Origin of the sequence: Rhodobacter viridis, from assembly GCF_003217355.1 — a bacterium.
Classification (GTDB): Bacteria; Pseudomonadota; Alphaproteobacteria; order Rhodobacterales; family Rhodobacteraceae; genus Rhodobacter; species Rhodobacter viridis.
Genome location: NZ_QJTK01000005.1, coordinates 1 through 21284, shown reverse-complemented (window position 1 = coordinate 21284; position 21284 = coordinate 1). Strand labels below are relative to the sequence as shown.

The following is a 21284-nucleotide window of genomic DNA, read 5'->3' as shown; positions in this document are numbered from 1 at the left end:
TTTGGTGAAACCAAAAGGGGGGGCAGAGCCCCCCACTTTCCGACGCTGTCTGGCAACTGCCCCGCCCTGCGCTTGCGCTCCGGGCGTTCGCGACTTCGAAGGCTCCACGGGAGCCTTCACTCCAAGGCGCGAGGCGCCTCGGACCGCCGCTCAGCCCATACGCTCGGAGGTGTAGCCGCCGGGCGAGGCCGGGAAGACCACGGTCTTGTTGCCATTGATGAAGGTGCGGTGCTGCACATGGGCATGGATCGCGCGGGCCAGCACCAGCGCCTCGACGTCGCGACCAAGGCTGACGTAATCATCGGGGCTTTGCGCATGGGTGATGCGGACGGTTTCCTGCTCGATGATCGGGCCTTCATCAAGGTCCGCGGTCACATAGTGCGAGGTCGCCCCGATCAGCTTCACGCCGCGCTCATAGGCCTGCTTGTAGGGGTTGGCGCCCTTGAAGCTCGGCAGGAACGAGTGGTGGATGTTGATGATCTTGCCCGACATTTTCTGGCAGAGCTTGTCCGACAGGATCTGCATGTAGCGCGCCAGAACGATCAGCTCGGCCCCCGATTCCTCGACCACATCGAGCAAATGCGCCTCGGCCTCGGGCTTGTTCTCCTTCGTCACCTTGATGTGGTGGAAGGGGATGTCATGGTTCACCACGACCTTCTGGTAGGTCATGTGGTTCGAGACGACGCCGACGATCTCGACCGGCAGCGCGCCGATGCGCCAGCGATACAGCAGGTCGTTCAGGCAATGGCCGAAGTTCGAGACCATCAGCAGGACCTTGACCTTCTTCTCGGCGTCATGGATCGCCCATTCCATGTCGAATTCCTTGGCGACCGGCTCGAAACCCGCCTTCAGGCTCTCGAGCGTGGCCCCGGTTTGCGAGACGAAGGTGACGCGCATGAAGAACTGGCCGGTCAGCAGATCGTCATACTGGTTCGAATCGGTCAGGTTGCAGCCGCTGTCGGCCAGATAGTTGGCAATCGCCGCCACGATCCCGCGGGTCGAGTGGCAGTTCACGGTCAGCACATAGGTCGTCATTCCCGGTTCCTTTCGCGGCCCCTACAGAGTGTCTCGGAGGCGTCTAGCACATATTCCCCGCCCTGCGGCAAGCGGCCTGCCGGGATGCGACAGCGGATCGTCAAAATACGTCACGCTGCGTGTCGCAATTGCTCAGGTCTGCGCCATTCCCCGCGTTGGCGCGTGCTGGCCCGGGCGCCAACGCGCCAATGCGGGACGGGTTTCGGCTTTTCCTTGGCAAAATACGCCGGGGGGTGCGGGGGGCGGAGCCCCCCGTGGGTCGCCTCGGGCAAGCCCCGAGGCGAAAGCCCGGCCTGCGACGACAAGGCCGCCCGAAGGCGGCCCTTGCAGAAAGATCAGATCTGCTTTTCGGGCAGATGCACCACCAGCCCGTCCAGAAGCGAGGTCACCTTGATCTGGCAGGTCAGCCGCGAGGTCACCGGGTTCGGTTCGAAAGCGAAATCGATCATGTCGGTTTCGGTCGGCAGCGCCCTCGGCAGCTTGTCCACCCAGGCCGCATCGACATAGGCGTGGCAGGTCGAGCAGGCGCAGGCGCCGCCGCAATCGGCGTCGATGCCCGGAACGCCATTGTCGCGCGCCGCTTCCATCACCGTCAGCCCGGGTTTCGCCTCCACCTCGTGACGGGTGCCATTGTGTTCGATGAAGATGATCTTCGCCATGAAATCCTCGTGTGCCTGTGGCCGCGCTGGGTCCGCTTTTCCTTTAGGACAAAGGCGCAGCCATTGCCAGCGCTGCTTGGCCGCATCCTTGCTGCCCCCGTTGCCGCCGCGCCGCCCCCTTTGCGCCGCGGGGCAAAGCCGCTATGGTCGCGCCGACACCGACCCGGAACCGACATGCGTTTTTCCCTGCCTCGCCCGACCCTTGCCCTGCTCGCGCTCTGCGCGGCCCTTGCCGGGTGCACCGAGGCGGACGCCCCCGCGACGCGGGACAAACCCGCCGCGGACAAGGCTGAGCCCGATCCCACGCCGATCGTCGCCCCCCCGGCGAATTCGCTGGCGGGCGAGTGGTTGAAAACCCGCCCCGGGCCCGAGGCGAAGGGCTGTTTCACCGAGGAACGCCGCCCGGCGGTGGTCGAGACGGTGACCGAACATGTGCTCGTCGATCCCGAGACCCGCGACCCGAAAACCGGCGTCGTGATTGCCCCCGCGACCTACCGCACCACCACGCAGGCGCGCATCGTCTCGGGCGGCGGGCGGATGTGGTTCGCCTCGGTCTGCGCCTCGCAGATGACGATGGCGCGGACCGCGGTCCTGCAGCGCGCGCTCTGGGTGCGGGGGCTTTATGACGGCCCGCTCGACGGTCAGATGAGCGCCGCCACGCGCGAGGCGATCCGCCGCTATCAGACCCAGCGCGGCTTGCTGAGTGCCGAGCTCTCGCTGCGCGCGGCGCGCGAGATGGGCGTCGTGTCCTGGCTCGAGACGCCCGAAGGGCCGTAAGGAAAAAGAAAAGGCACCCCGAAGGGTGCCTTTCGATCCGTTTTGAAGGGCTTATTGCAGCGGTACGGCCACGAAGCGCGGCTCGCCATCGCGGCGAATGAGCAAGAGCACCGATTTGCGCCCGCCATCCTTCGCCTCGGCCACGCGCGCCTGCAGATCCGCAAGCGCGGCGACCGGCTGCTGGCCCGCCTCGACGATCACATCGCCCGGACGCAGCCCCTTGTCGAAGGCGGTCCCGGTTTCGTCGATATCGGTCACCATCAGCCCGGTCAGATCGGCCGGCAGGTTGCGCTCGGCCCGCATCGCGTCGGTGATCGGCGAGAGCGTCATGCCGAGCACCGCACCGCCCGCCTCGGCGGGGGCCTGAGCGCCGGTGTTCGCGCCGGCATCACTGTTCTCGGCCAGTTCGCGCTGCCCAAGCGTCACTTGCAGCGTCACTTCCTTGCCGCCGCGCATCACCACCACATCGACCGCCTCGCCCACCGGCGCATCGGCGACGCGGCGGGTCAGCGATTTCGTGTCCTTCACCGGCGCGCCCGCAAAGCTGGTGATCACGTCGCCCGACTTGATCCCGGCCACTTTCGCCGGGCCTTCGGGAACTTCCGACACCATCGCGCCTTCCGGCGTGGCCAGGTTCATCGCCTCGGCCATGTCGGGGGTCACGTCCTGGATCTTGACGCCCAGCCAGCCGCGGCGGGTGGCGCCGAATTCCTTCAGCTGGCCGACGACCTTCGAGACGACGTTCGACGCCATCGAGAAGCCGATCCCGATCGAGCCGCCATTGGGCGACAGGATCGCGGTGTTCACCCCGATCACCGTGCCATCCATGTTGAAGAGCGGCCCACCCGAGTTGCCGCGGTTGATCGCGGCGTCGGTCTGGATGTAGTCGTCATAGGTGCCGCTCAGTTCGCGGTTGCGCGCCGAGACGATGCCGACCGAGGTCGAGAAGCCCTGGCCCAGCGGGTTGCCCATCGCCATCACCCAGTCACCTTCGCGCATCTTGTCGCTGTCGCCGAAGCTGACGAAGGGCAGGGGCTCCTTGCTCTCGACCTTCAGAAGCGCGATGTCGGTCTTCGGATCGGTGCCGACGATCTTCGCGTCGAGCTTCTTGCCATTGGCAAATTCGATCGAGATTTCATCGGCGACGGTGTTGCCGTCTTCGCCCTTGATGACGTGGTTGTTGGTGACGATGTAGCCGTCTTCGGAAATCACGAAGCCCGAGCCGAGCGCATCGGCGCGGTGCTGGCGCTGCGGCCCGCCCTGAGGTCCGCCCTGCGGCCCGTTCGGCATGCCGAATTCCTTGAAGAAATCCTCAAACGGCGAGCCGGGCGGGAAGCCCGGCATGCCGCCCGCGGGTTCGGAAACCGTGGTCGAGGTGGTGATCATCACCACCGCCGGTTTCACCTGTTCGACAAGATCGGCGAAGCTTTCGGGCACCGGCCCGGCCAGCGCGGGCGTCATCGCCAGCGGCGACAGGCTGAGCGCGGTCGAGAGCATCGCCGCGATCAGGATCGGTCGGGCGAGGCGCGGCGTCGTGAGAGAAGGGGCGGTCTTGGTCATGCGGGTCTCCCGTGGTCCTTGGCCGGTGCTCCGGCTTGGCCTCTTATAAAAGCGTAAGCGTCACGCCGTTCAAATGAAAGCCCGTCGCGGGGTGTCACTTCGGTGTGAGAGGGTGGAGAGGCTCATGTGAAGGCATGCACCAGCGCGACGATGCCCACGCCCGCGGCGACGGCGGCAAGGCCGATCCGGCGCCGTCCGACCGGGCCGATGCTGGCCAGAAGCGCCAGCACCTCCTCGATGCGCGAAGGGGCCAGCACAAGTGCCAGCCCCTCGATCACGAGCACAAGGCCCAAAGCGGTGAAAACCGATGCCATCAGTTTCCGGCCGCAGGCGCTGCAGGCGGAACCCCGGCTTCAAGCGATTTCACGAAACGCTCATAGTCGAAGTAGAGGCTGCCCGGTTCCGTCACCAGCGACGAAGTGCCCGGCTTCAGGCTTTCGGCATAGAATTGCAGGGCCCGGGTGAAGGCGAAGAAGCTTTCGTCCTTGCCATAGGCTTCCGCATAGATCCGGTTGCGCTCGGCATCGGCCTGACCGCGGACGATTTCCGCCTGTTTGCGCGCCTCGGAGGTGAGTTCGACCACTTCGCGATCGGCCGTGGCCCGCACACGCTGCGCCGCTTCGCCCCCACGGGCGCGCTCGTCCGCCGCCTCGCGCTCGCGCTCGGCCCGCATCCGCGCATAGGTCGCGGCGAGGTTCTGCTCGGGCAGGTCGGTACGGGTCAGACGCACGTCGATCACGTCGACGCCCAGCGCATTCGCCTCGCGTTTGGCGATGTCGCGGATCTTGTTCATCAGCGCCGTGCGGTCGTTCGACAGAACGGCGGTCGAAGGCACCGAGCCCATGACTTCGCGGATCGCGTTGTTCAGGATGCCGTCGAGCCGGTTCTTGGCGAAGCTTTCACCGCCATCGCCCACCGCTTCGCGGAACTTCACCGCATCGACGATGCGCCAGCGCGCGAAGGCATCGACCACCAGACGACGATCGTCGAGCGGCGTGACTTCCAGCGGTTGCGTCGTCAGCGAGATGATCCGGTCGTCATATTTCACCACGTTCTGCACGAAGGGGATCTTGAAGCCGATGCCCGGTTCGGTCCGCGCCGCGGTGACTTCGCCGAACTGCAGCACCAGCGCCTTTTCGCGCTCGTCCACGGTGTAGATCGACGACAGCCCCAGCCCCATCGCGATGATGGCGAGCGGGATCACGAATTGCGCTTTCATCAGTTCGTCCCCCCGTTCGTCGTCTGCACGGGCCGCAGTTGGTCCAGCGGCAGATAGGGCACGGTGCCCGATTGCCCGTCGATCACCACCTTGTTCACGCCGCCCAGCGTCGTGCTCATGGTTTCATAGAACATCCGCCGCTTCGTCACGTCGGGAGCCTTGCGGTATTCCTCGTAGACCGAGGTGAAGCGCGCGGCCTGACCCTGGGCATCGTTGACCACCGAGGCGCGATAGGCCTCGGCCTGCTGCACCAGCTGCGCGGCCTGACCGCGGGCGCCCGCCGTCACCTGGTTCGCGTAGGCGTCGGCCTCTTTCTCCAGCTTGTCGCGCTCCTGCTGCGCGGCCTGCACGTCGCGGAAGCTGTCGATCACCTCGCGCGGCGGGTCGGCGCGGTTGAAGTTCACCCGCACGATGTTGATGCCCGCGGCATAGCTGTCGAGCGTCGCCTGCACGGCGGTGCGCAGATCCGAGGCGATGGTGCCGCGGTCGCGGTTCAGGATCGGCGCCAGTTCCGAGCGCGCGATGATGTCGCGCATCGCGGATTCGCTGACGGCGCGGATCGTGTCTTCCGGGTCGGCGAGGTTGAACAGGAATTTCGACGGGTCCGAGACGTTCCAGACGATCTGGTAGCTGACATCGACGATGTTCTGATCGCGCGTCAGCATCAGCCCGGAATCGGTGACGAAATCGGCGCTGCGGCCCGAGGAGAAAATGCCGTCGCTGCTTTCCGAAGAGCTGATCGGCCGGGCCCGGCCGGTGCCAACTTCGGTCGTGCGTTCGTCGGTGACCGGGATCACCACTTTCGAGACCACGGGCCAAGGCGCGAAGTTCAGGCCCGGATTGCCGGTGGCGTAATACTTGCCGAACATCAGCTCGATCGAGCGCTCGTTCTGCTGGACCGTGTAGAACGAGGTCCAGGCCCAGACCGCCGCCAGCGCCGCCGCGCCGATGGCGAGCGTGCCAAGGGTGAAGGCCGGGCCGTCATCGCGCCCGCCGCCGCCCGGGCGGCCATTGCCGCCGCGACCGCCCATCAGGACGCGCAGCTGCTCGGTGCCCTTCTTCACGATCTGGTCGATTTCCGGAATGGGCGCGGTGTCGTTTGGCCGGCGCGGGCCGGGGCGGCGCGGCGGTTCGCGATCGTCGCCGCCACCCGAGCCCCAGGGTCCTCCGTTGGTCATGCTGTCCTCTTTCGAATGCTCTTGCCCCGAAGTGGGGATTGTTTGCGCAAAGTCAACCGCTTCGGCCGGGGCAATGTCAATCGCTTCGCTCAGGAATGCCGCGTCGGTGTCCGCATCGTGACCAGTTCCTCGGCCATCGTCGGATGCACCGCGCAGGTGGCGTCGAACTGTTCCTTGGTCGCGCCCATCTTCATCGCGATCGCGGCCATCTGGATCATCTCGCCCGCTTCCGGCGCGACGATGTGGCAGCCCAGCACCTTGCGCGTGTCCTTGCAGACGATCAGTTTCATCAAGACGCGCTCCTCGGCCCCGGCAAAGGCAGAGCGCATCGGTTTGAAGGCGCTGGTATAAACCTCGATCGGGCCGGCCTTGCGGGCGGCTTCTTCCGAAAGGCCGCAGGTGCCGAATTCGGGCCGGGTGAAGACGGCCGAGGCGACAAGCTCGTGATCACTCGCACGCGGTTTCGCGCCAAAGATCGTGTCGGCGAAAGCGTGGCCCTCGCGGATCGCGACGGGGGTCAGGTTGATCCGGTCGGTCACATCGCCCACGGCAAAGATCGAGGGGACATTGGTCTGCGACCATTGATCAACCAGCACCGCGCCATTCGTGGCGAGCTTCACGCCCGCGGCTTCCAGCCCCAGCCCCGAGGTGTTCGGCACCCGCCCGGTGGCATAGACCACGGCATCGAATTCCTGCGACCGGCCGTCGCCGCAATGCGCGACGACGCCGGTTTCGGTCTTCGTGACCCGGTCGATGATGACGTTTTCATGCACGTCGATGCCGCGCGCCTTCATCTGCGCCACGATCAGATCGCGGCATTCGGTATCGAAACTGCGCAGAAGCGGCGAGCGGTTCCATTGCGCAACCTCGACCCCCAGCCCGTTGAAGACGCAGGCGAATTCCGAGGCGATATAGCCGCCGCCCACGATCAGCAGGCGCTTCGGCAGCGCGGGCAGATGGAAGAGGTCGTTCGAGGTCAGCACATGCTCGGCGCCCTCGAAAGCGGGCACGAAGGGGCGCCCGCCGACCGCAATCAGGATGTGCTTGGCGCTGATCACCGTGCCATCGGCCAATTGCACCTCGTGCGGGCCTCTCACGGTGGCGCGGCTGTTGTGGACGGTCACGCCCGCAGTCTGCTGCCCGGCGCGATAGATCTTTTCGAGCCGGTCGAGTTCCGCATGCAGCTTGCCCTTGAACGCGCCCCAGTCGAAACCGCCGATCGTCGCGTCCCAGCCATAGGCGCGGGCCTCGGCCACCGCCGCGGGCATGCTTGACGCAAAGACCATCAGCTTCTTCGGCACGCAGCCGCGGATGACGCAGGTGCCGCCCATCCGATCTTCTTCGGCGAGCGCAACCCGTGCGCCATAGCCAGCCGCGATGCGGGCTGCCCGCACACCGCCGGACCCCCCGCCGATCACGAAGAGGTCGAAATCGAAGCTCATCTGCCGTCCTTTCCAAGCCGCGGCCGGATGCCGCGCCTAAGGACTTAGCCCCGCGCCGCCGTTCCGGCAAGGGCGGGCGCCCGCGCGGCCAGTTCCGCTTGCCAGGCGGCGTTTTCCTCGGCGGTCATCACCCAGCCCGGCACCGACAGCTCGCGCTGCCGCGCGGGCGCCTTTCCGGCCGGGGCAGGGGCGCCGTCGCCCTTGATCTCGGCGTAGGGCACGCTGGCGTATTTGCCGAAAAGCTTGGCGATTTCAACGCGGTCGGCGCGGAAGACCAGCACAGGACGCGGCACCGAGAGCACCACCCAGGCCAGATAGAAGCACAGGCTCGCCCCCACCGCGCCGACGATCGCATTCAGGATCATGTCGTCGCGAAAGCCCTCGCCGAAGAAGGCGGCCAGCGTCAGGATCGGCGTGATGATCTGCACCACGCCGATCAGGCCGATCACCGCCCCCATCACCAGAGGCAGCACCGACCGGCCGGGGATCACCAGATCCGGGCGGGTCTCAGTCGAGGTCGGCGAAGATGTTCTCGTCATCGGCAAAATCGATCCGTTCATGGGCAATCGTGCCCGCGTTGATGTCGCGCAGCTCGACCTGGCCCTCGGCGCCGCCAATGATCACCATGTCGCAAATGTCGATGAACAGCCCGTTCTCGACCACGCCGGGGATCTGGTTGAGCGCCACCGCCAAAGCCCGCGCGTTGCCGATGCGGTTGAGGTGCAGATCGACGATATAGTTACCCTCGTCGGTGATGTAGGGCTGCGTGCCATTCAGCCGCAGCGTCGTCTGCCGCCCCAGAACGTCGGTGGCGATCAGCATTTCCTCGATCAGGGCGCGGGTGGTCTGCCAGCCGAAGGGCACGACCTCGACCGGCAGCGGAAAGGCGCCCAGGTTCACCACTTCCTTCGAGGCGTCGGTGATCACGATCATCCGATCCGAGGCCGTGGCGACGATCTTTTCCTGCAACAGCGCCCCGCCGCCGCCCTTGATCAGCTGCAGCTGCGCGTCGAATTCATCGGCGCCGTCGATGGTGACATCAAGCCATTTCGCTTCATCGAGGCCCACGACCGAGATGCCCACTTGCCGCGCCAGATCCGCGGTGCGCGAGCTCGTCGGCACGCCGATGATGCGCAGGCCTTCCTCGCGCACGCGCTCGCCAAGGCAGCGCACCATCCAGGCGGCGGTGGAGCCGGTGCCAAGACCGACCTTCATCCCGTCGTCGACGAAATCGACGGCACGACGCGCGGCGGCGAATTTCGCCTTGTCGATGGGGGAAAGCTCGGCGGGCATGGCGGCTCCTGTCGCTCGGACCTTGGAATGTTCCGCGACGTTATACCCAAGGGCCCCAGCCCGTGCGAGGGAATTTTGCGCCCCGGCCGGGCGGATGTCTCAGCGCCGCATCAGTCCCGCGCTTTCAAGGGGGGTATGGCCGCGGCGGTGCTGCAAGATCAGTTTCTCGACCTTCGGCGTGGGCACGATCGGGCGCGCGGGCAGGCCGGTGAAGGGATCGTGGCTCAGGCTCTGGCGCAGCGCCTTGGCCTGCGTCGGTTCCATCACCATCATTGTCTTGTGCCCGGCCAGCATGCTTTCGGCGCGGGCGCTTTCGGCAAAGATCACCTCATGCGTCGGCATCATCACATGCACCCATTCGACCCGCTCGCAGGGCGCCCGCGCGATCCCCGGCAGGCCGACGAGCGCCTTCGCCGCGACGAGCACCTCTTCCCCGGCGAGCGGGCCGGTGGTCGGGCGGATCAGCACCCGGTGCTGGCCCGAGACGAACAGCGCCCGGTCATTGCCCAGCACCCCCGGCGCAAAGCGCACCGGCGCCGCCGCGCCCAGACCGCCGACGCGCCAGCGCCCGACCCATTGCACCGGGCGGTAACCATTGTCCGAGGTCTGCAGCGGGTCTTCGGGCGTCAATTCCTCGACCGGTTTCGGCCCGCGCCGGGTCGCGATCAGGGTTCCGGCGGCAAAACAGATCGACTGGCTGGCAAAGGGGGTCAGCATCCCCTCGGCCTCGAGCCCGGTGATGCGGTAGGCCCGGCCGGGCTTGAGCCGTTCGGAGGAGGCCAGACCGCGCCCGGTGGCGGGCGTGTCGATCAGATGCACGACGGCAGTATCGGCCACATCCTCCGACGCGAGCGGCCGGATCAGATAGGAGACATCGGGCTCGATCGCTGGCGCGTCAGCCTCCGCCCCGCCGTCGTCGGGCAGGTCGATGAAGCGCATCGCCGCCCCGGGGCGCAATGCGAAATGGGCGCGCCCCACCGCGGCCTCCTCCGCGCCGGGAACCGAACCGAACGGATCGGGGCCAGCGGAGGTGACGTCGGTGAGCGGCCAGAAACAGAGTGTGGGCATGGCATCTCCCGCCTTTGCGGCAGTATCGCCAAAACCGGTGAAACAGGGCTTAACACATTAACCCATTTACCGAATTTCCCGCCGCCCGCCGAGACGGGCAGGACCGGCGTGCCGCGAACGTGAGGGGCTGCACCGCTTGCGTGCGCGGAAATGTCGCTTTCGCGCTTTCGTTGCGGGGCGCGACAGGGCAGCATGGCGTCAAAGGGAGTGCGCCATGTTTCTGAGCGTTTTCGACATCTTCAAGGTGGGCGTCGGCCCGTCCTCGTCGCATACGATGGGGCCGATGGTGGCCGGCGGGCGGTTTCTCGACATGCTCCGCGCCTCGCCTTTCCATCCGCGCCATCTGCGGGTGCGGCTTTACGGCTCGCTCGCCTTCACCGGCAAGGGCCACGCGACCGACCGCGCGACGATCCTGGGCCTCGCCGGGTTCCTGCCCGAGAGCTACGAGGCCGAGAAGGCCGAGGCGGCGCTGGCCGCCAACCGCGAGACCCACATGCTGACGCCGCCGGGTCTCGCGCCGCTGCAATTCGATCCCGAGCACGATTTGATCTTCGATTACGGCCATCCGCTGCCCGGCCATGCGAATGGCATGGTGATCGAGGCCCGCGACGCCGAGGGCGACGTGATCCTGCGCGAGACCTTCTATTCGATCGGCGGCGGGTTTGTCCTGACCGAGGCGGAACATGCCGCGGTCGATGACAAGGCGCTCGCGGCGCCCTCGCCGGTGCCCTATCCGTTCCGCACGGCGGACGAGATGCTGTCGATGGCCCATGCCGCGGGGCTGACGATCGCGCAGATGAAACGCCGCAACGAGCGGCGGTATCGCTCGGACGAGGAGATCGAGGCGGGTCTCGCCCGGGTCTGGCAGGTGATGAACGATTGCCTGACGCGCGGGCTCGAGACCGATGGCGTGCTGCCGGGCGGGCTGAAGGTGAAGCGCCGCGCGAAGGCGATCCATCTGGCGCTCGAATCTGAACGCGGGCTGAACATGGTGGCGCCGCATACGATCAACGACTGGATTTCCTGTTATGCGATGGCGGTGAACGAGGAAAACGCGGCCGGAGGGCAGGTGGTGACGGCGCCGACGAATGGCGCGGCGGGGGTTGTGCCCGCGGTGATCCGCTACTGGTTGGATCACGTGCCCGGGGCCTCGACGAGCCGGGTGGGGGATTTCCTGCTGACGGCTTCGGCAATCGGCGGGATCATCAAGACGAATGCCTCGATTTCCGGCGCCGAATGCGGCTGTCAGGCCGAGGTGGGCTCTGCGGCGGCGATGGCGTCGGCGGGCTTGGCGGCGGTGCTGGGCGGTACGCCCGAGCAGATCGAGAACGCGGCCGAGATTGCGCTGGAACATCATCTTGGCATGACCTGCGACCCGGTGAAGGGGCTGGTGCAGGTGCCCTGCATCGAGCGGAACGGCCTTGGGGCGATCAAGGCGATTTCGGCGGCCTCGCTGGCGCTGCGCGGCGACGGCACGCATTTCGTGCCGCTTGATGCCGCGATCGAGACGATGCGGCAGACCGGGCGCGACATGCACGAGCATTACAAGGAAACATCGCTTGGCGGTCTGGCGGTGAACGTGCCGAACTGCTGAGGTGGTTGCGCCCGCCTTGGGCGGGCAAGCCCGCCGCGCGTCGGGCGCTTCGGGGGCTCTGCCCCCGCCCGCAAGCGGGCTCCCCCGAGATATTTGCGGCAAGATAAAAGGAAACGACCTGCTTTATCTTGCCTGAAATATCCCGGGGGTGCGGGGGCAGCGCCCCCGCGCGCAGGGTCAGAGCGCGCGCCAGCCGATGTCGCGGCGGCAGAAGCCCTCGGGCCAGTCGATCGCATCGACCATCGCATAGGCGCGCTGTTGCGCCTCGGCGAGGGTCGCGGCGCGGGCGGTGACGTTCAGGACGCGCCCGCCCGTCGCGGTGATCTTGCCGTCCGTCGCCGTCGTTCCGGCATGGAAGACCATCTGCGACGCGGTCTCGGGCAGGGTGTCGAGGCCCCTGATCTCGCTGCCCTTCACATAGGCACCCGGATAGCCCTGCGCGGCCAGCACCACGGTCAGGGCATGATCCTCGGCCCATTGCGCGGTGATCTGATCCAGCCGCCCCTCGGCGCAGGCTTGCAGCAGATCAAGCGCCTGACCGCCAAGGCGCAGCATCAGCACCTGACATTCCGGATCGCCGAAGCGGACGTTGTATTCGACAAGCCGCGCCCGGCCGTTCTCGATCATCAGACCGGCGTAAAGCACGCCCTGAAACGGCATGCCGCGGCGGGCCATTTCTGCCACCGTCGGGCGAACGATCTCGGCCAGCACCTGTTCCTGAATGGCGGTGGTCAGAACCGGCGCCGGGGAATAGGCGCCCATGCCGCCGGTGTTCGGCCCGGTGTCGCCATCGCCCACGCGCTTGTGGTCCTGCGCCGTGCCGACGGGCAGCACGTTCACGCCATCGGACAGGATGAAGAAGCTCGCTTCCTCGCCCGCCATGAATTCTTCGATCACCACCTCGGCGCCCGCCGCGCCGAAAGCGCCGCCGAAGATCTCGCGCAGGCCGGCCTCGGCCTCGTCAAGCGTCATCGCCACGATCACGCCCTTGCCCGCGGCCAGACCATCGGCCTTGACCACGATCGGCGCGCCTTGGGCGCGGACATAGGCCAGCGCGGCATCGAGGTCGTTGAACCGCGCCCAGGCCGCCGTCGGCGCGCCGCAGGCGTCGCAAATCTCTTTGGTGAAGCCCTTCGAGGCCTCAAGCTGCGCCGCCGCGGCCGAGGGACCGAAGGTCAGCACGCCCGCCGCCCGCAGCGCATCGGCCACGCCCGCGGCCAAGGGCGCCTCGGGGCCGATGATGACGAAATCCACGGCGTTTTCTTCGACACAGGCCAGAACTGCCGCCGCATCGCAGGGATCGATCGCCGCGACCTCGGCCAGCAGCGCGATGCCCGCATTGCCCGGCGCGACGATCAGCCGGTCGCATTTCGGGTTCTGCTTCACCGCCCAGGCCAGCGCATGTTCACGCCCGCCGCTGCCCAGAATGAGAATGTTCATCGCGCGCCCCTTGGATCAAAGCCTGCGGGCTTGTAGGCCGGACCCAGATGCCTTTCAACTGTGAATGCTGGGGGCGGAGCGTGTCCGCAAGTGCCGAAAATTCGCGGAACTTGCCGCGAAGCTGCCACATCGGGACCGGGAAAGGGCCTCAAGCCCGCGCGACGCCGGGCTGACGAACGGGGGAAAGCGATGCGCGGACGACGGGCCTTTCTGAAGCTGGTTCCGGCAGCGCTTTGCGCGCTGGTCCTGCCCGCGGCTGCGGGCAACGGCGGCGGCTTTGCCGAGGCTTTCGAGGCGCTGACGCCCGCCCAGCGGCAGCAGGTGCAAAGCATGCTGGTGCTTGCCGATCTTTATCAGGGCGATGTCGACGGGGACTGGGGCCCGGAGACCGAGCAGGCGATCGCGGCCTCGGTGCGCCACATCATCCGCCGGTCGCAGGGGCAGGATCTGCCCGATGTCAGCACCCGCGCGGCGCGGGCAGCCTATCTGCGCGACCTTGCGCAGGGCGGTTATGACATGTGGATGACGCCCGAGGCGGGTTTCTGCGTGAGTTGCATCGTGCACTGACTTGCCGCAGGCCATAGGCTGGGGCAAACAGGGGGCATGGATCTGCTTGACGATGGCCCGGCGGCCCCCGAAAACACGCCCTCCGGCAACACGCCCGAATTCACCGTCTCGGAAATCTCCGGGGCGGTGAAACGCGTGATCGAGGGCGAATTCGGCCGTGTGCGGGTGCGCGGCGAGGTGGGGCGGGTCAGCCGTCCCGGCTCCGGGCATCTTTACTTCGACCTCAAGGACCCGAATGCCGTCATCGCCGCGGTCAGCTGGAAGGGGCAGGTGGCGCGGATGCAGATCCGCCCCGAGGAGGGGATGGAGGTCATCGCCACCGGCAAGCTGACCACTTTTCCGGGGCAGTCGAAATATCAGCTGATCGTCGATGATGTCGAACCCGCGGGAGCGGGGGCCTTGATGGCGATGCTCGAAGCGCGGCGCAAGGCGCTGACGGCCGAGGGGCTGTTCGATCCGGCCCGCAAGAAACCGCTGCCCTGGCTGCCCGCGGTGATCGGGGTGGTCACCTCGCCTTCGGGGGCGGTCATCCGCGACATCCTGCACCGGCTGCGCGACCGCTTTCCGCGCCGGGTGCTGATCTGGCCGGTGGCGGTGCAGGGGCAGGCCTGCGCCCCCGAGGTGGCGGCGGCGATCCGTGGTTTCAACGCGCTGACGCCCGGAGGCAAGGTGCCGCGGCCTGATCTGATCATCGTCGCGCGCGGCGGCGGCTCGCTGGAAGACCTCTGGGGCTTCAACGAGGAAGTGGTCGTGCGGGCGGCGGCGGAAAGCAAGATCCCGCTGATTTCCGCGGTGGGCCATGAGACCGACACGACACTGATCGACTTTGCCGCCGACCGGCGCGCCCCCACGCCTACGGCGGCGGCGGAAATGGCCGTGCCGGTGCGGGCGGAACTGGCGATCCGGCTTGCCGAGATGCAGGCCCGCATCGCCCGGGCAACGCAACTGCGCCTCAGCACCCGGGCGCAGCGCCTTGCCGATCTGTCACGCGCGCTCGGCCGCCCAGAGGCGATCACCCGGCCGCGCCGCCAGCGCTTCGATCTGGTCGCCGACCGGCTCTCGCCCGCGCTGCGCATGGTCGTCGTGCGCAAGCGCGCGGCCTTTGCGCCGCTCGAGGCCCGGATCTCGCCGCGGCTGTTGCAGACCTATCTGCGGGTCGAGCGCGACCGGCTGGCCTCGCTCTCCGACCGGCTCGAGCGCGCGCAGAAGACCCGGCTGACCCGGGCGCAGGACCGGTTCGCGCGGCTCATCGCGATGCTGCAGACGCTGGGCTATCAGGAGACCCTGCGGCGCGGCTATGCGGTGGTGCGTGGCCCGGCCGATCAGGTGCTGACCACCGCCGCCACCGCCGCGACCTGCGCGCCGCTCGCGATCGAGTTTCAGGATGGCCGTCTGCGCGTCCTCCCCTCCGACGCGCCGCCCCCCCCGCCGCAGGCGGCCCAGAAACCGCCTGCCAAACCCCGCAAACCTGCCAAGGCCCCACCCGATCAGGGCTCGTTGTTCTGAGGGGTTTTCACGGGGCAACCCGCGCAAAGAGCGTATTTGAGCCAAGAAGAAGCCCATGTTTCTTCTTGGCTCAAATACGCCTCTTTCTGCCCGCAGGGCCGGGCGCGGCCTTTCAGACCCCGACCTCCGGGCCGGGGCAGTTCAGCGGCGCGGTGCTGGTGTCGAGCGAGACGAGCGGTGAGCTGTCCTTCTTGCCTTCGAACCAGGCGACCAGCGCGTTGCCCTGCATGTGGAAGGTCCAGCATTGCAGCCCGACATCGGGGCTGTGGTAGTCGAAGCAGATCTGCTCGCCCTTCTGGAACCAGTCTCCTTCCTCGCAATCGCCCTCGGCGAAGGCCCAGACGACCTTGTGGCCGGGGCGGTATTCCTCGATCCCGTAGGTCACGCCGCCCGCGGAATAGGTGATCGTTTTGCCGAGCGTCTGCGCGTCGAATTGCTCTGCCGTGAGCGGGGGGCCGATGTCCTCGGCCAGCGCGCCAAGGGGCGCGAGCATCAGGGCAAGTGAAACGAAAACTGGGCGCATCGGGGTCTCCCTTTGCGCCCAGCTTGCCGGATCTGCGCGGGCGTGGAAAGCCACGCCTGCGTGAAAGTTTTCAGGCGTCGGCCTTTTCCGGTTCCGCCGCAACGGGGGCGGCCGGAGCCGCGGGGGCCACGCTCACTTGCGGGGCAGGGGCCTCGGCCGGTTCGGCACCGGTCAGAACGAGCGGCGTTTCGCCTTCCGTCGGGGCCGCCGCTGCCGGGGCCGGGGCGAGCTTGGGTTTCGGCTCGCTGTAGACGCTTTCGCCCTTGCGCACGGCCAGAACGCGGTGATCCATCAGCTTGGCGAATTGCGAGGGCACCAGCGCCAGCATCGCCATCACCGGCAGGCTGTAGGGCAGGATCGGACGCCCCTGTTCCTTCAGATCGCCCAGTTGCAGCGCCGGATAGGGGCGCGCCGGATGGGCGTGGTGATCGGAATGGCGCGGCGCGTTCAGCATCATCAGCGCTGAACCCGTCTCGATCGCATCCCAGCTGTGCGCCTTGCTCACCGGCTCATATTCGCCCGGCGCCGTTTCCTGTCGCACCAGCCCGTAGTGCTGGACATAATCCGACAGCATCAGCTGCGCCTGCGTCAGCGCGCAGAGGAACAGGAAGCTCGCAAACCCGGCCGAGCCAAAGAGAAGTCCGGCGCCGATCACGAACCAAATGCCTCCCAGAACATAGGTGGCATAGGGGTTGATGCGGTTGATCCGCTCCTTGAGCGTCGGCTTGCCCGGATTGGCCTTCACCCGCGCATCGATGATCGCCTGTTCCTTGGCGTAGCCCGCCTTGAACGAGTCCGACCAGCTGCGCGAAGCATAGTTCCAGTAGCTTTCGCCCAGCGTCGCCGTGGCCGGGTCGGCCGGCGTCGCCACCGCGACATGGTGCACCAGCCGGTGCGCCGAGACGTGGTGGCCATAGAGCAGCGAGATGTAGACCCACTTGCCGAGATTGAACAATTTCCGGTCGGCGCGGTGGATCAGCTCATGCGCGTTCGCATTCGAGATCTGCCCGAACCAGAGCGCGGCGGCGATCATCAGGCCAAGCGTGCCCATCGTCGAGATGCCCGCGTAGCCCGCGAGCGAGGCGACGACGATCGGCAGAAGCACGAAATGGGTGATCGCGAGCGCCGAGGAAAGCTTGTCGGCGGCGGGGAATTCCGAGCCCTCGGGGGCATCGGGGGAGGGCTTCGGCGCGCGGCGGTCGACGACGAAGATGCCGACCGTGATCCAGGCGACAGCGAGCCAGGAGAAGAGGCCTCCGAAGAGCGCGCCCAGGAAGATCAGCGGCACTGGGGCGAAGGCGAAGAGAGCAAAAGTGTCGACTTCGGGGATTTCGCGGCCGATCTTGCGCAGGCTGCGTAGGGCGACCATGAATTTCGCGAAGGACAGTTCAGCGGGCTTTTCAGTCATGATGCGGGGTACTCCGGCATGAGATGGCTCCGACTTGAGCGCGCACTGTAGCCAGCTTTGAGAAATCCGCAGGGCGACGACTTGCCGCAAGGTCGTTTTTCGCCCATGACGGCCGCAGTTGCGGGGGAAATCGGCAGATTTCGCACGGATTTCGTGCTGATCGGGGTGCTGTGGCGATGCGTCGTCTTTGCCGGATCGGTCCGGGATGCGGAAATCCGCCCGCGTTCCGAGGCGGCGCCGCGGTGTTGCAAAGGGCCCGAGTCGGGCCTTTCTTCTCTGCGTCCTGCCGTGCCCTTGGCCCCTGGTCCTGGCTTCTCCCTTCCCTCTTTCCCCTCGATCCGCTAGGGGTTTGCAAAACGGAGGCTCCGATGTCGTTCTTCAACAAGCTGAAGTCCCGGCTCACCCGCTCGTCCTCGAAACTCGAGGAGGGGCTCGATGCGATCATCGCCGAGGCCCCGGACACCACGCCCGAGCCCGAAGTCGAGGCACTGCCCGAGCCGGAGGTCGCGGCTGCGCCCGAGCCTGTGGCCGAGCCGGAGCCCGAGCCTGAAGTCGACGCGGAACCCGCCGTCGAGCCCGCGCCGGAGGCCGAGGCGGAGCCTGTGGCCACGCTTGAGCCCGAGGTGGAGCCGGAGCCTGAGGTCGAGAGTGAGCCGGAAGCCGAAGCCGAGCCTGAACCTCAGCCGGAGCTTGAGCCGGAATATGAACCGGAGCCTGAGCCCGAGCCGGAAGATGAACCCGAGCCCGAACCGGAGCCTGAACCCGAGCCTGAGCCCGAGAAGCGCGGCTTCTTTGGCCGCCTGCTGGGCCGGGGGGGCGCTGCGCCCGAACCGGAGCCCGAGCCCGAACCGGAACCCGAGGAGCCCGAGCCTGTGCCGGAACCGGTGGCGGCGCCCGCACCTGCGCGGCAGGGCCTGCTCGGTCGTCTGGTCAGCCGGGCCGACGTGCCGCGCCGGGTGCTGGACGATGCGATGCTCGAAAGCATCGAGGAAGTGCTGATCGCCGCCGACATGGGGGTCGACACCGCCCTGCGGGTGACGGCGAACCTCGCCGAGGGGCGGATGGGGCGCAAGCTTTCGGTTGACGAGCTGAAGGATCTGCTGGCCGCCGAAGTGGCGCGGATCATGGAGCCGGTGGCGCGGCCGATGCCGATCTATGCGCGCCGCCCGCAGGTGGTGCTGGTGGTGGGCGTGAACGGCTCGGGCAAGACGACGACGATCGGCAAGCTCGCCTCGCAGTTCCGCGCCGCGGGCAAGTCGGTGATCATTGCCGCGGGCGACACGTTCCGCGCCGCGGCGGTCGAGCAGCTGAAGGTCTGGGGCGACCGGGCGGGCGTGCCGGTGATGACCGCGCCCGAGGGGGCCGATCCCGCCTCGCTCGCCTTTGACGCGCTGACGCGGGCGAAGGCCGAGGGGGTGGATCTCTTGATGATCGACACCGCCGGGCGGCTGCAGAACCGCACCGACCTGATGGAGGAGCTGGCGAAGATCGTGCGGGTGATCCGCAAGATCGACGAGTCTGCGCCGCATAACACGCTTCTGGTTCTGGATGCGACGACCGGGCAGAACGCGTTGTTGCAGGTCGAGGTGTTCCGCAAGATTTCCGACGTGTCGGGGCTCGTGATGACGAAGCTCGACGGCACGGCGAAGGGGGGCGTGCTGGTGGCGCTGGCCGACAAGTTCGGCCTGCCGATCCATGCGATCGGGGTGGGCGAGCAGATCGACGATCTGTCGCCCTTCGATCCCGAGGAATTTGCCGCGGCTCTGGTCGGTCTCGAAGAGGCCTGAGGGCGGATGCGCCCGCCTCGGGCGGGCAGGCCCGCCGCTCGCCCGGCGCTTCGGGGGGCGCTGCCCCCCGCTTTGCGCTGACGCGCAACCCCCCCGGCGTTTCGCCCAAGGAAAAGGCAAGCGGGTTGCGGCGCGAAGGACACAATCCCGTCAGGAATGCGCGCTCGCGACGAAAAGCCCTGTCCTTGCGCGCGGGCTTGCCTATCTAACGGGCACGGGTCGCCCGATGGGAGAGGCGCCCGGAGCGCGGGAAGCCGCGGAGGGGGAGAAATGGCAGAACGCAAACCGGTACCGCAGGGGCTGAAACTCGCGCTTGATTTCGGGCCGCTTGTCGTTTTCTTTGCCGCTTTCTTCCTGTTGCGCGACCATCCGGTGCGCTTTGGCGGCGAGACCTATGGCGGCTTCGTTCTGGCCACCGCCGTCTTCGTGCCGGTGCTGATGCTGTCGATGGCGGTGCTGTGGCGGCTCTCGGGTCATCTGGCGCCGATGCAGGTGGCGACGCTGATCCTGGTTACCGTCTTTGGCGGGCTCTCGGTCTGGTTCAACGATCCGCGCTTTTTCAAGATGAAGCCGACGCTGATCTATCTGCTGTTTGCCGGGTTGCTGGGATTTGGCCTGCTGCGCGGCAAGCCCTGGCTGCAGCTGGTGATGGATGGTGCGATCCCGATGCGGCCCGAGGGCTGGACGATCCTGACGAAACGGCTGGTCGGCTTCTTCCTGTTCCTCGCCGTCGCGAACGAGGTGATCTGGCGCAATTTCTCAGATGCGACCTGGGTCAATTTCAAGACCTTCGGCCTGACCGTGCTCCTGATGGGTTTCTTTGCCGCGCAAAGCCCGCTCTTCACCCGCTTCGCCCCCGAGGACAGCGACAAGCCCGAGGCCTGAGCCCAAAGTCTTGGCGGGGCCAAAATATCGTAAGCGGTGCATCTGGCCGGGGATCGACATGGATTTCGTCCCCAAGCTGGCGTTCGGCTCGTCTGAAGCCTGTTGAACTCGAATCGCGTCCTCGAATGTGGTGTCTCCTGATGCTGCGCCATCTTTTTCGGCGGGTTTGCGAGCGCCGGAGCCACAGCCTTGTAATCCCGGGGCATCAGGCGGCTGTAATCGGTCAATTCGCGCCCCCTTTCGATCTCGCCCACGACCCAGCGCACGTATTTGACCGGATCGACATCGTTCAGGCGCGCGGTCTCGATCACGGTGTCGAGATCGGCCTTGCGGCCGCGCATGATGTAGCGTTCAGCTTTGGCGGACATCGGTTTGTTCTCCTTGCAGAGGATCCGGTTGCAGGCACAGCTGTGATAGTGATGGACTTCCACCACCTGCCGTTCGGGGATCGTGACCAGGCGTTCCCGGGTCTCGACACCGATCGACTTCTTTTCGCGGCCGCAGGGGCAGTGGCGTTCCGGCGGAAAATGATCGACATGCCGCCGCTCAAGGTCGTCGGGCAGTTTCGTCCCCCCGCGCCCCTTCTTTTTCTCGGTCTCTTCCAGCTCGAAATCGGGGATATCGGCGAGATCGGTGTCGTCATCCTCGATCGCTTCACGACCCTTCTCGGAACTCTCGCCCCACATTTTGCTTTTCAGCATGCTGAGCTGCTCGGTCGTGCGACGCAGATCGGACTTCAGCGCCGAGATCTTGCGCTTGGCGCCCTGCAGGCAGGATGTTCCCGACAGGCTCGAGCAGGCGGCGGTTGTTGATCCAGTCGATCCATTCGAGGGTTGCGTATTCGACGGCCTCGAAGCTGCGCCACGGAGCACGACGGTGGATTTCCTCCGCTTTGAACAGGCCGCCGATCGTCTCGGCCAGCGCATTGTCATAACTGTCGCCGATGGCGAAAGGGGACCGTGGCCCCGGTGGGGCCGTGTAAGCCCCTGAAGCGACCGTAGACCTGCCTGTTGGCAGCGAAAACACGGCTCGGATCTCGGGCCGAAGCGCCTCGTCGCGCTTGGCGCGATCCGACAGACGCGCCGGATCGGCACGCCTGGCCACATGCTCATGAGAGGCGGACGGGGCGATCGGCAGCAGCTTGCAGATCGGCTCGACCCCATGTTCACCGCGATGGTCGAGGATGAACTCGACCCTCCCTTCGACCGGCGGTCAAGCTCCGCCATCGCAAAGTCGATCCTGTCACGCTGGCCTGCTGCCGGTTTCGTGGACACGAAGATAAGATCGTGACCAAGGAAACGGAGATCGGACATGGTGAGACGGAAGTTCACGAAGGAGTTCAA

General features: G+C 66.8%; 20 protein-coding genes, 2 pseudogenes and 1 other annotated feature. Of the genes and pseudogenes, 7 read left to right on the top strand and 15 right to left on the bottom strand.

The window, feature by feature from the left end:
• Window positions 1-150: 150 nt before the first annotated feature.
• Together purU and fdxE are read right to left on the bottom strand one after the other, a co-directional pair.
• The gene (gene purU / locus C8J30_RS08365) at window positions 151-1035 is read right to left on the bottom strand and encodes a formyltetrahydrofolate deformylase (protein ID WP_110805399.1); all 885 of its coding nucleotides are present in this window, start codon (window positions 1033-1035) and stop codon (window positions 151-153) included.
• Window positions 1036-1370: 335 nt separating this feature from the next.
• A complete protein-coding gene (gene fdxE / locus C8J30_RS08360; RefSeq protein WP_110805398.1) occupies window positions 1371-1694 on the bottom strand; it encodes a ferredoxin FdxE in 324 nt (107 codons plus the stop codon).
• A 174-nt stretch (window positions 1695-1868) separates the two neighbouring features.
• On the opposite strand from fdxE, the gene C8J30_RS08355 reads away from it, so the two are divergent.
• Window positions 1869-2471: a peptidoglycan-binding domain-containing protein gene (locus tag C8J30_RS08355; protein ID WP_110805397.1), complete on the top strand. Its 603-nt coding sequence runs from the start codon at window positions 1869-1871 to the stop codon at window positions 2469-2471.
• Window positions 2472-2522: 51 nt separating this feature from the next.
• On the opposite strand, the gene C8J30_RS08350 is transcribed toward C8J30_RS08355, so the two are convergent.
• The 8 genes from C8J30_RS08350 to C8J30_RS08315 form a co-directional block, all read right to left on the bottom strand.
• Window positions 2523-4031: a DegQ family serine endoprotease gene (locus tag C8J30_RS08350; RefSeq protein ID WP_110805396.1), complete on the bottom strand. Its 1509-nt coding sequence runs from the start codon at window positions 4029-4031 to the stop codon at window positions 2523-2525.
• Window positions 4032-4153: 122 nt separating this feature from the next.
• Entirely contained in the window at window positions 4154-4345 is a 192-nt protein-coding gene (locus C8J30_RS08345; protein WP_110805395.1) for a DUF2065 domain-containing protein, read from the bottom strand.
• Window positions 4345-5253: a protease modulator HflC gene (gene hflC, locus C8J30_RS08340; protein ID WP_394341923.1), complete on the bottom strand. Its 909-nt coding sequence runs from the start codon at window positions 5251-5253 to the stop codon at window positions 4345-4347. Before hflC ends, C8J30_RS08345 begins: the two co-directional genes overlap by 1 nt.
• The gene (gene hflK / locus C8J30_RS08335; RefSeq protein WP_110805393.1) at window positions 5250-6428 is read right to left on the bottom strand and encodes an FtsH protease activity modulator HflK; all 1179 of its coding nucleotides are present in this window, start codon (window positions 6426-6428) and stop codon (window positions 5250-5252) included. Before hflK ends, hflC begins: the two co-directional genes overlap by 4 nt.
• Before the next feature lie 89 nt (window positions 6429-6517).
• Window positions 6518-7870 carry a glutathione-disulfide reductase gene (gorA, locus tag C8J30_RS08330; protein ID WP_110805392.1) on the bottom strand — a complete coding sequence of 451 codons (1353 nt, stop codon included), beginning with the start codon at window positions 7868-7870 and terminating at the stop codon, window positions 6518-6520.
• A 44-nt stretch (window positions 7871-7914) separates the two neighbouring features.
• Window positions 7915-8409: a hypothetical protein gene (locus C8J30_RS08325; protein WP_146227881.1), complete on the bottom strand. Its 495-nt coding sequence runs from the start codon at window positions 8407-8409 to the stop codon at window positions 7915-7917.
• Window positions 8378-9163 (bottom strand): ribose-5-phosphate isomerase RpiA, encoded by a 786-nt coding sequence (gene rpiA / locus C8J30_RS08320; protein ID WP_110805390.1) that lies wholly within the window; start codon window positions 9161-9163, stop codon window positions 8378-8380. Before rpiA ends, C8J30_RS08325 begins: the two co-directional genes overlap by 32 nt.
• A 99-nt stretch (window positions 9164-9262) precedes the next feature.
• Window positions 9263-10231, bottom strand: coding sequence for a Hint domain-containing protein (locus tag C8J30_RS08315; protein WP_110805389.1), 969 nt, complete (start codon window positions 10229-10231; stop codon window positions 9263-9265).
• Between the two features lie 214 nt (window positions 10232-10445).
• Between C8J30_RS08315 and C8J30_RS08310 the strand changes: the two genes are divergently transcribed.
• On the top strand, window positions 10446-11825 hold the full coding sequence (locus C8J30_RS08310) for an L-serine ammonia-lyase (RefSeq protein ID WP_110805388.1): 1380 nt from the start codon (window positions 10446-10448) through the stop codon (window positions 11823-11825).
• A 177-nt stretch (window positions 11826-12002) separates the two neighbouring features.
• Here C8J30_RS08310 and purD read toward each other — a convergent pair whose 3' ends face one another.
• The gene (gene purD / locus C8J30_RS08305; RefSeq protein ID WP_110805387.1) at window positions 12003-13265 is read right to left on the bottom strand and encodes a phosphoribosylamine--glycine ligase; all 1263 of its coding nucleotides are present in this window, start codon (window positions 13263-13265) and stop codon (window positions 12003-12005) included.
• Window positions 13266-13454: 189 nt separating this feature from the next.
• Here purD and C8J30_RS08300 point away from each other — a divergent pair, with 189 nt between their 5' ends.
• Both C8J30_RS08300 and xseA read left to right on the top strand, forming a co-directional pair.
• Window positions 13455-13832, top strand: a complete 378-nt coding sequence (locus C8J30_RS08300; RefSeq protein WP_110805386.1) for a peptidoglycan-binding domain-containing protein — start codon at window positions 13455-13457, stop codon at window positions 13830-13832.
• A gap of 36 nt (window positions 13833-13868) precedes the next feature.
• Window positions 13869-15338, top strand: a complete 1470-nt coding sequence (gene xseA / locus C8J30_RS08295; protein ID WP_110805385.1) for an exodeoxyribonuclease VII large subunit — start codon at window positions 13869-13871, stop codon at window positions 15336-15338.
• Between the two features lie 112 nt (window positions 15339-15450).
• Here xseA and C8J30_RS08290 read toward each other — a convergent pair whose 3' ends face one another.
• Complete coding sequence (locus C8J30_RS08290; RefSeq protein WP_146227880.1) at window positions 15451-15861, bottom strand: hypothetical protein; 411 nt, start codon at window positions 15859-15861, stop codon at window positions 15451-15453.
• A 70-nt stretch (window positions 15862-15931) separates the two neighbouring features.
• A complete protein-coding gene (locus tag C8J30_RS08285) occupies window positions 15932-17269 on the bottom strand; it encodes an alkane 1-monooxygenase (RefSeq protein WP_245909733.1) in 1338 nt (445 codons plus the stop codon).
• Window positions 17270-17637: 368 nt separating this feature from the next.
• On the opposite strand from C8J30_RS08285, the gene ftsY reads away from it, so the two are divergent.
• Complete coding sequence (gene ftsY, locus C8J30_RS08280) at window positions 17638-19056, top strand: signal recognition particle-docking protein FtsY (protein WP_110805383.1); 1419 nt, start codon at window positions 17638-17640, stop codon at window positions 19054-19056.
• 270 nt (window positions 19057-19326) lie between these two features.
• On the top strand, window positions 19327-19941 hold the full coding sequence (locus tag C8J30_RS08275; RefSeq protein ID WP_110805382.1) for an inner membrane-spanning protein YciB: 615 nt from the start codon (window positions 19327-19329) through the stop codon (window positions 19939-19941).
• A gap of 254 nt (window positions 19942-20195) precedes the next feature.
• Here the strand turns inward: C8J30_RS08275 and C8J30_RS19360 are convergent.
• Together C8J30_RS19360 and C8J30_RS19355 are read right to left on the bottom strand one after the other, a co-directional pair.
• Window positions 20196-20282: pseudogene (locus tag C8J30_RS19360) on the bottom strand (hypothetical protein); the annotation flags it as partial.
• Between the two features lie 313 nt (window positions 20283-20595).
• Window positions 20596-20883 (bottom strand): annotated as a pseudogene (locus C8J30_RS19355) (hypothetical protein); the annotation flags it as partial.
• Window positions 20884-21045: 162 nt separating this feature from the next.
• On the opposite strand from C8J30_RS19355, the gene C8J30_RS19350 reads away from it, so the two are divergent.
• Window positions 21046-21231 (top strand): hypothetical protein, encoded by a 186-nt coding sequence (locus C8J30_RS19350; protein ID WP_110805381.1) that lies wholly within the window; start codon window positions 21046-21048, stop codon window positions 21229-21231.
• Window positions 21064-21177 (bottom strand) — a sequence feature (AL1L pseudoknot). It overlaps the preceding gene by 114 nt.
• Window positions 21232-21284: the final 53 nt, after the last annotated feature.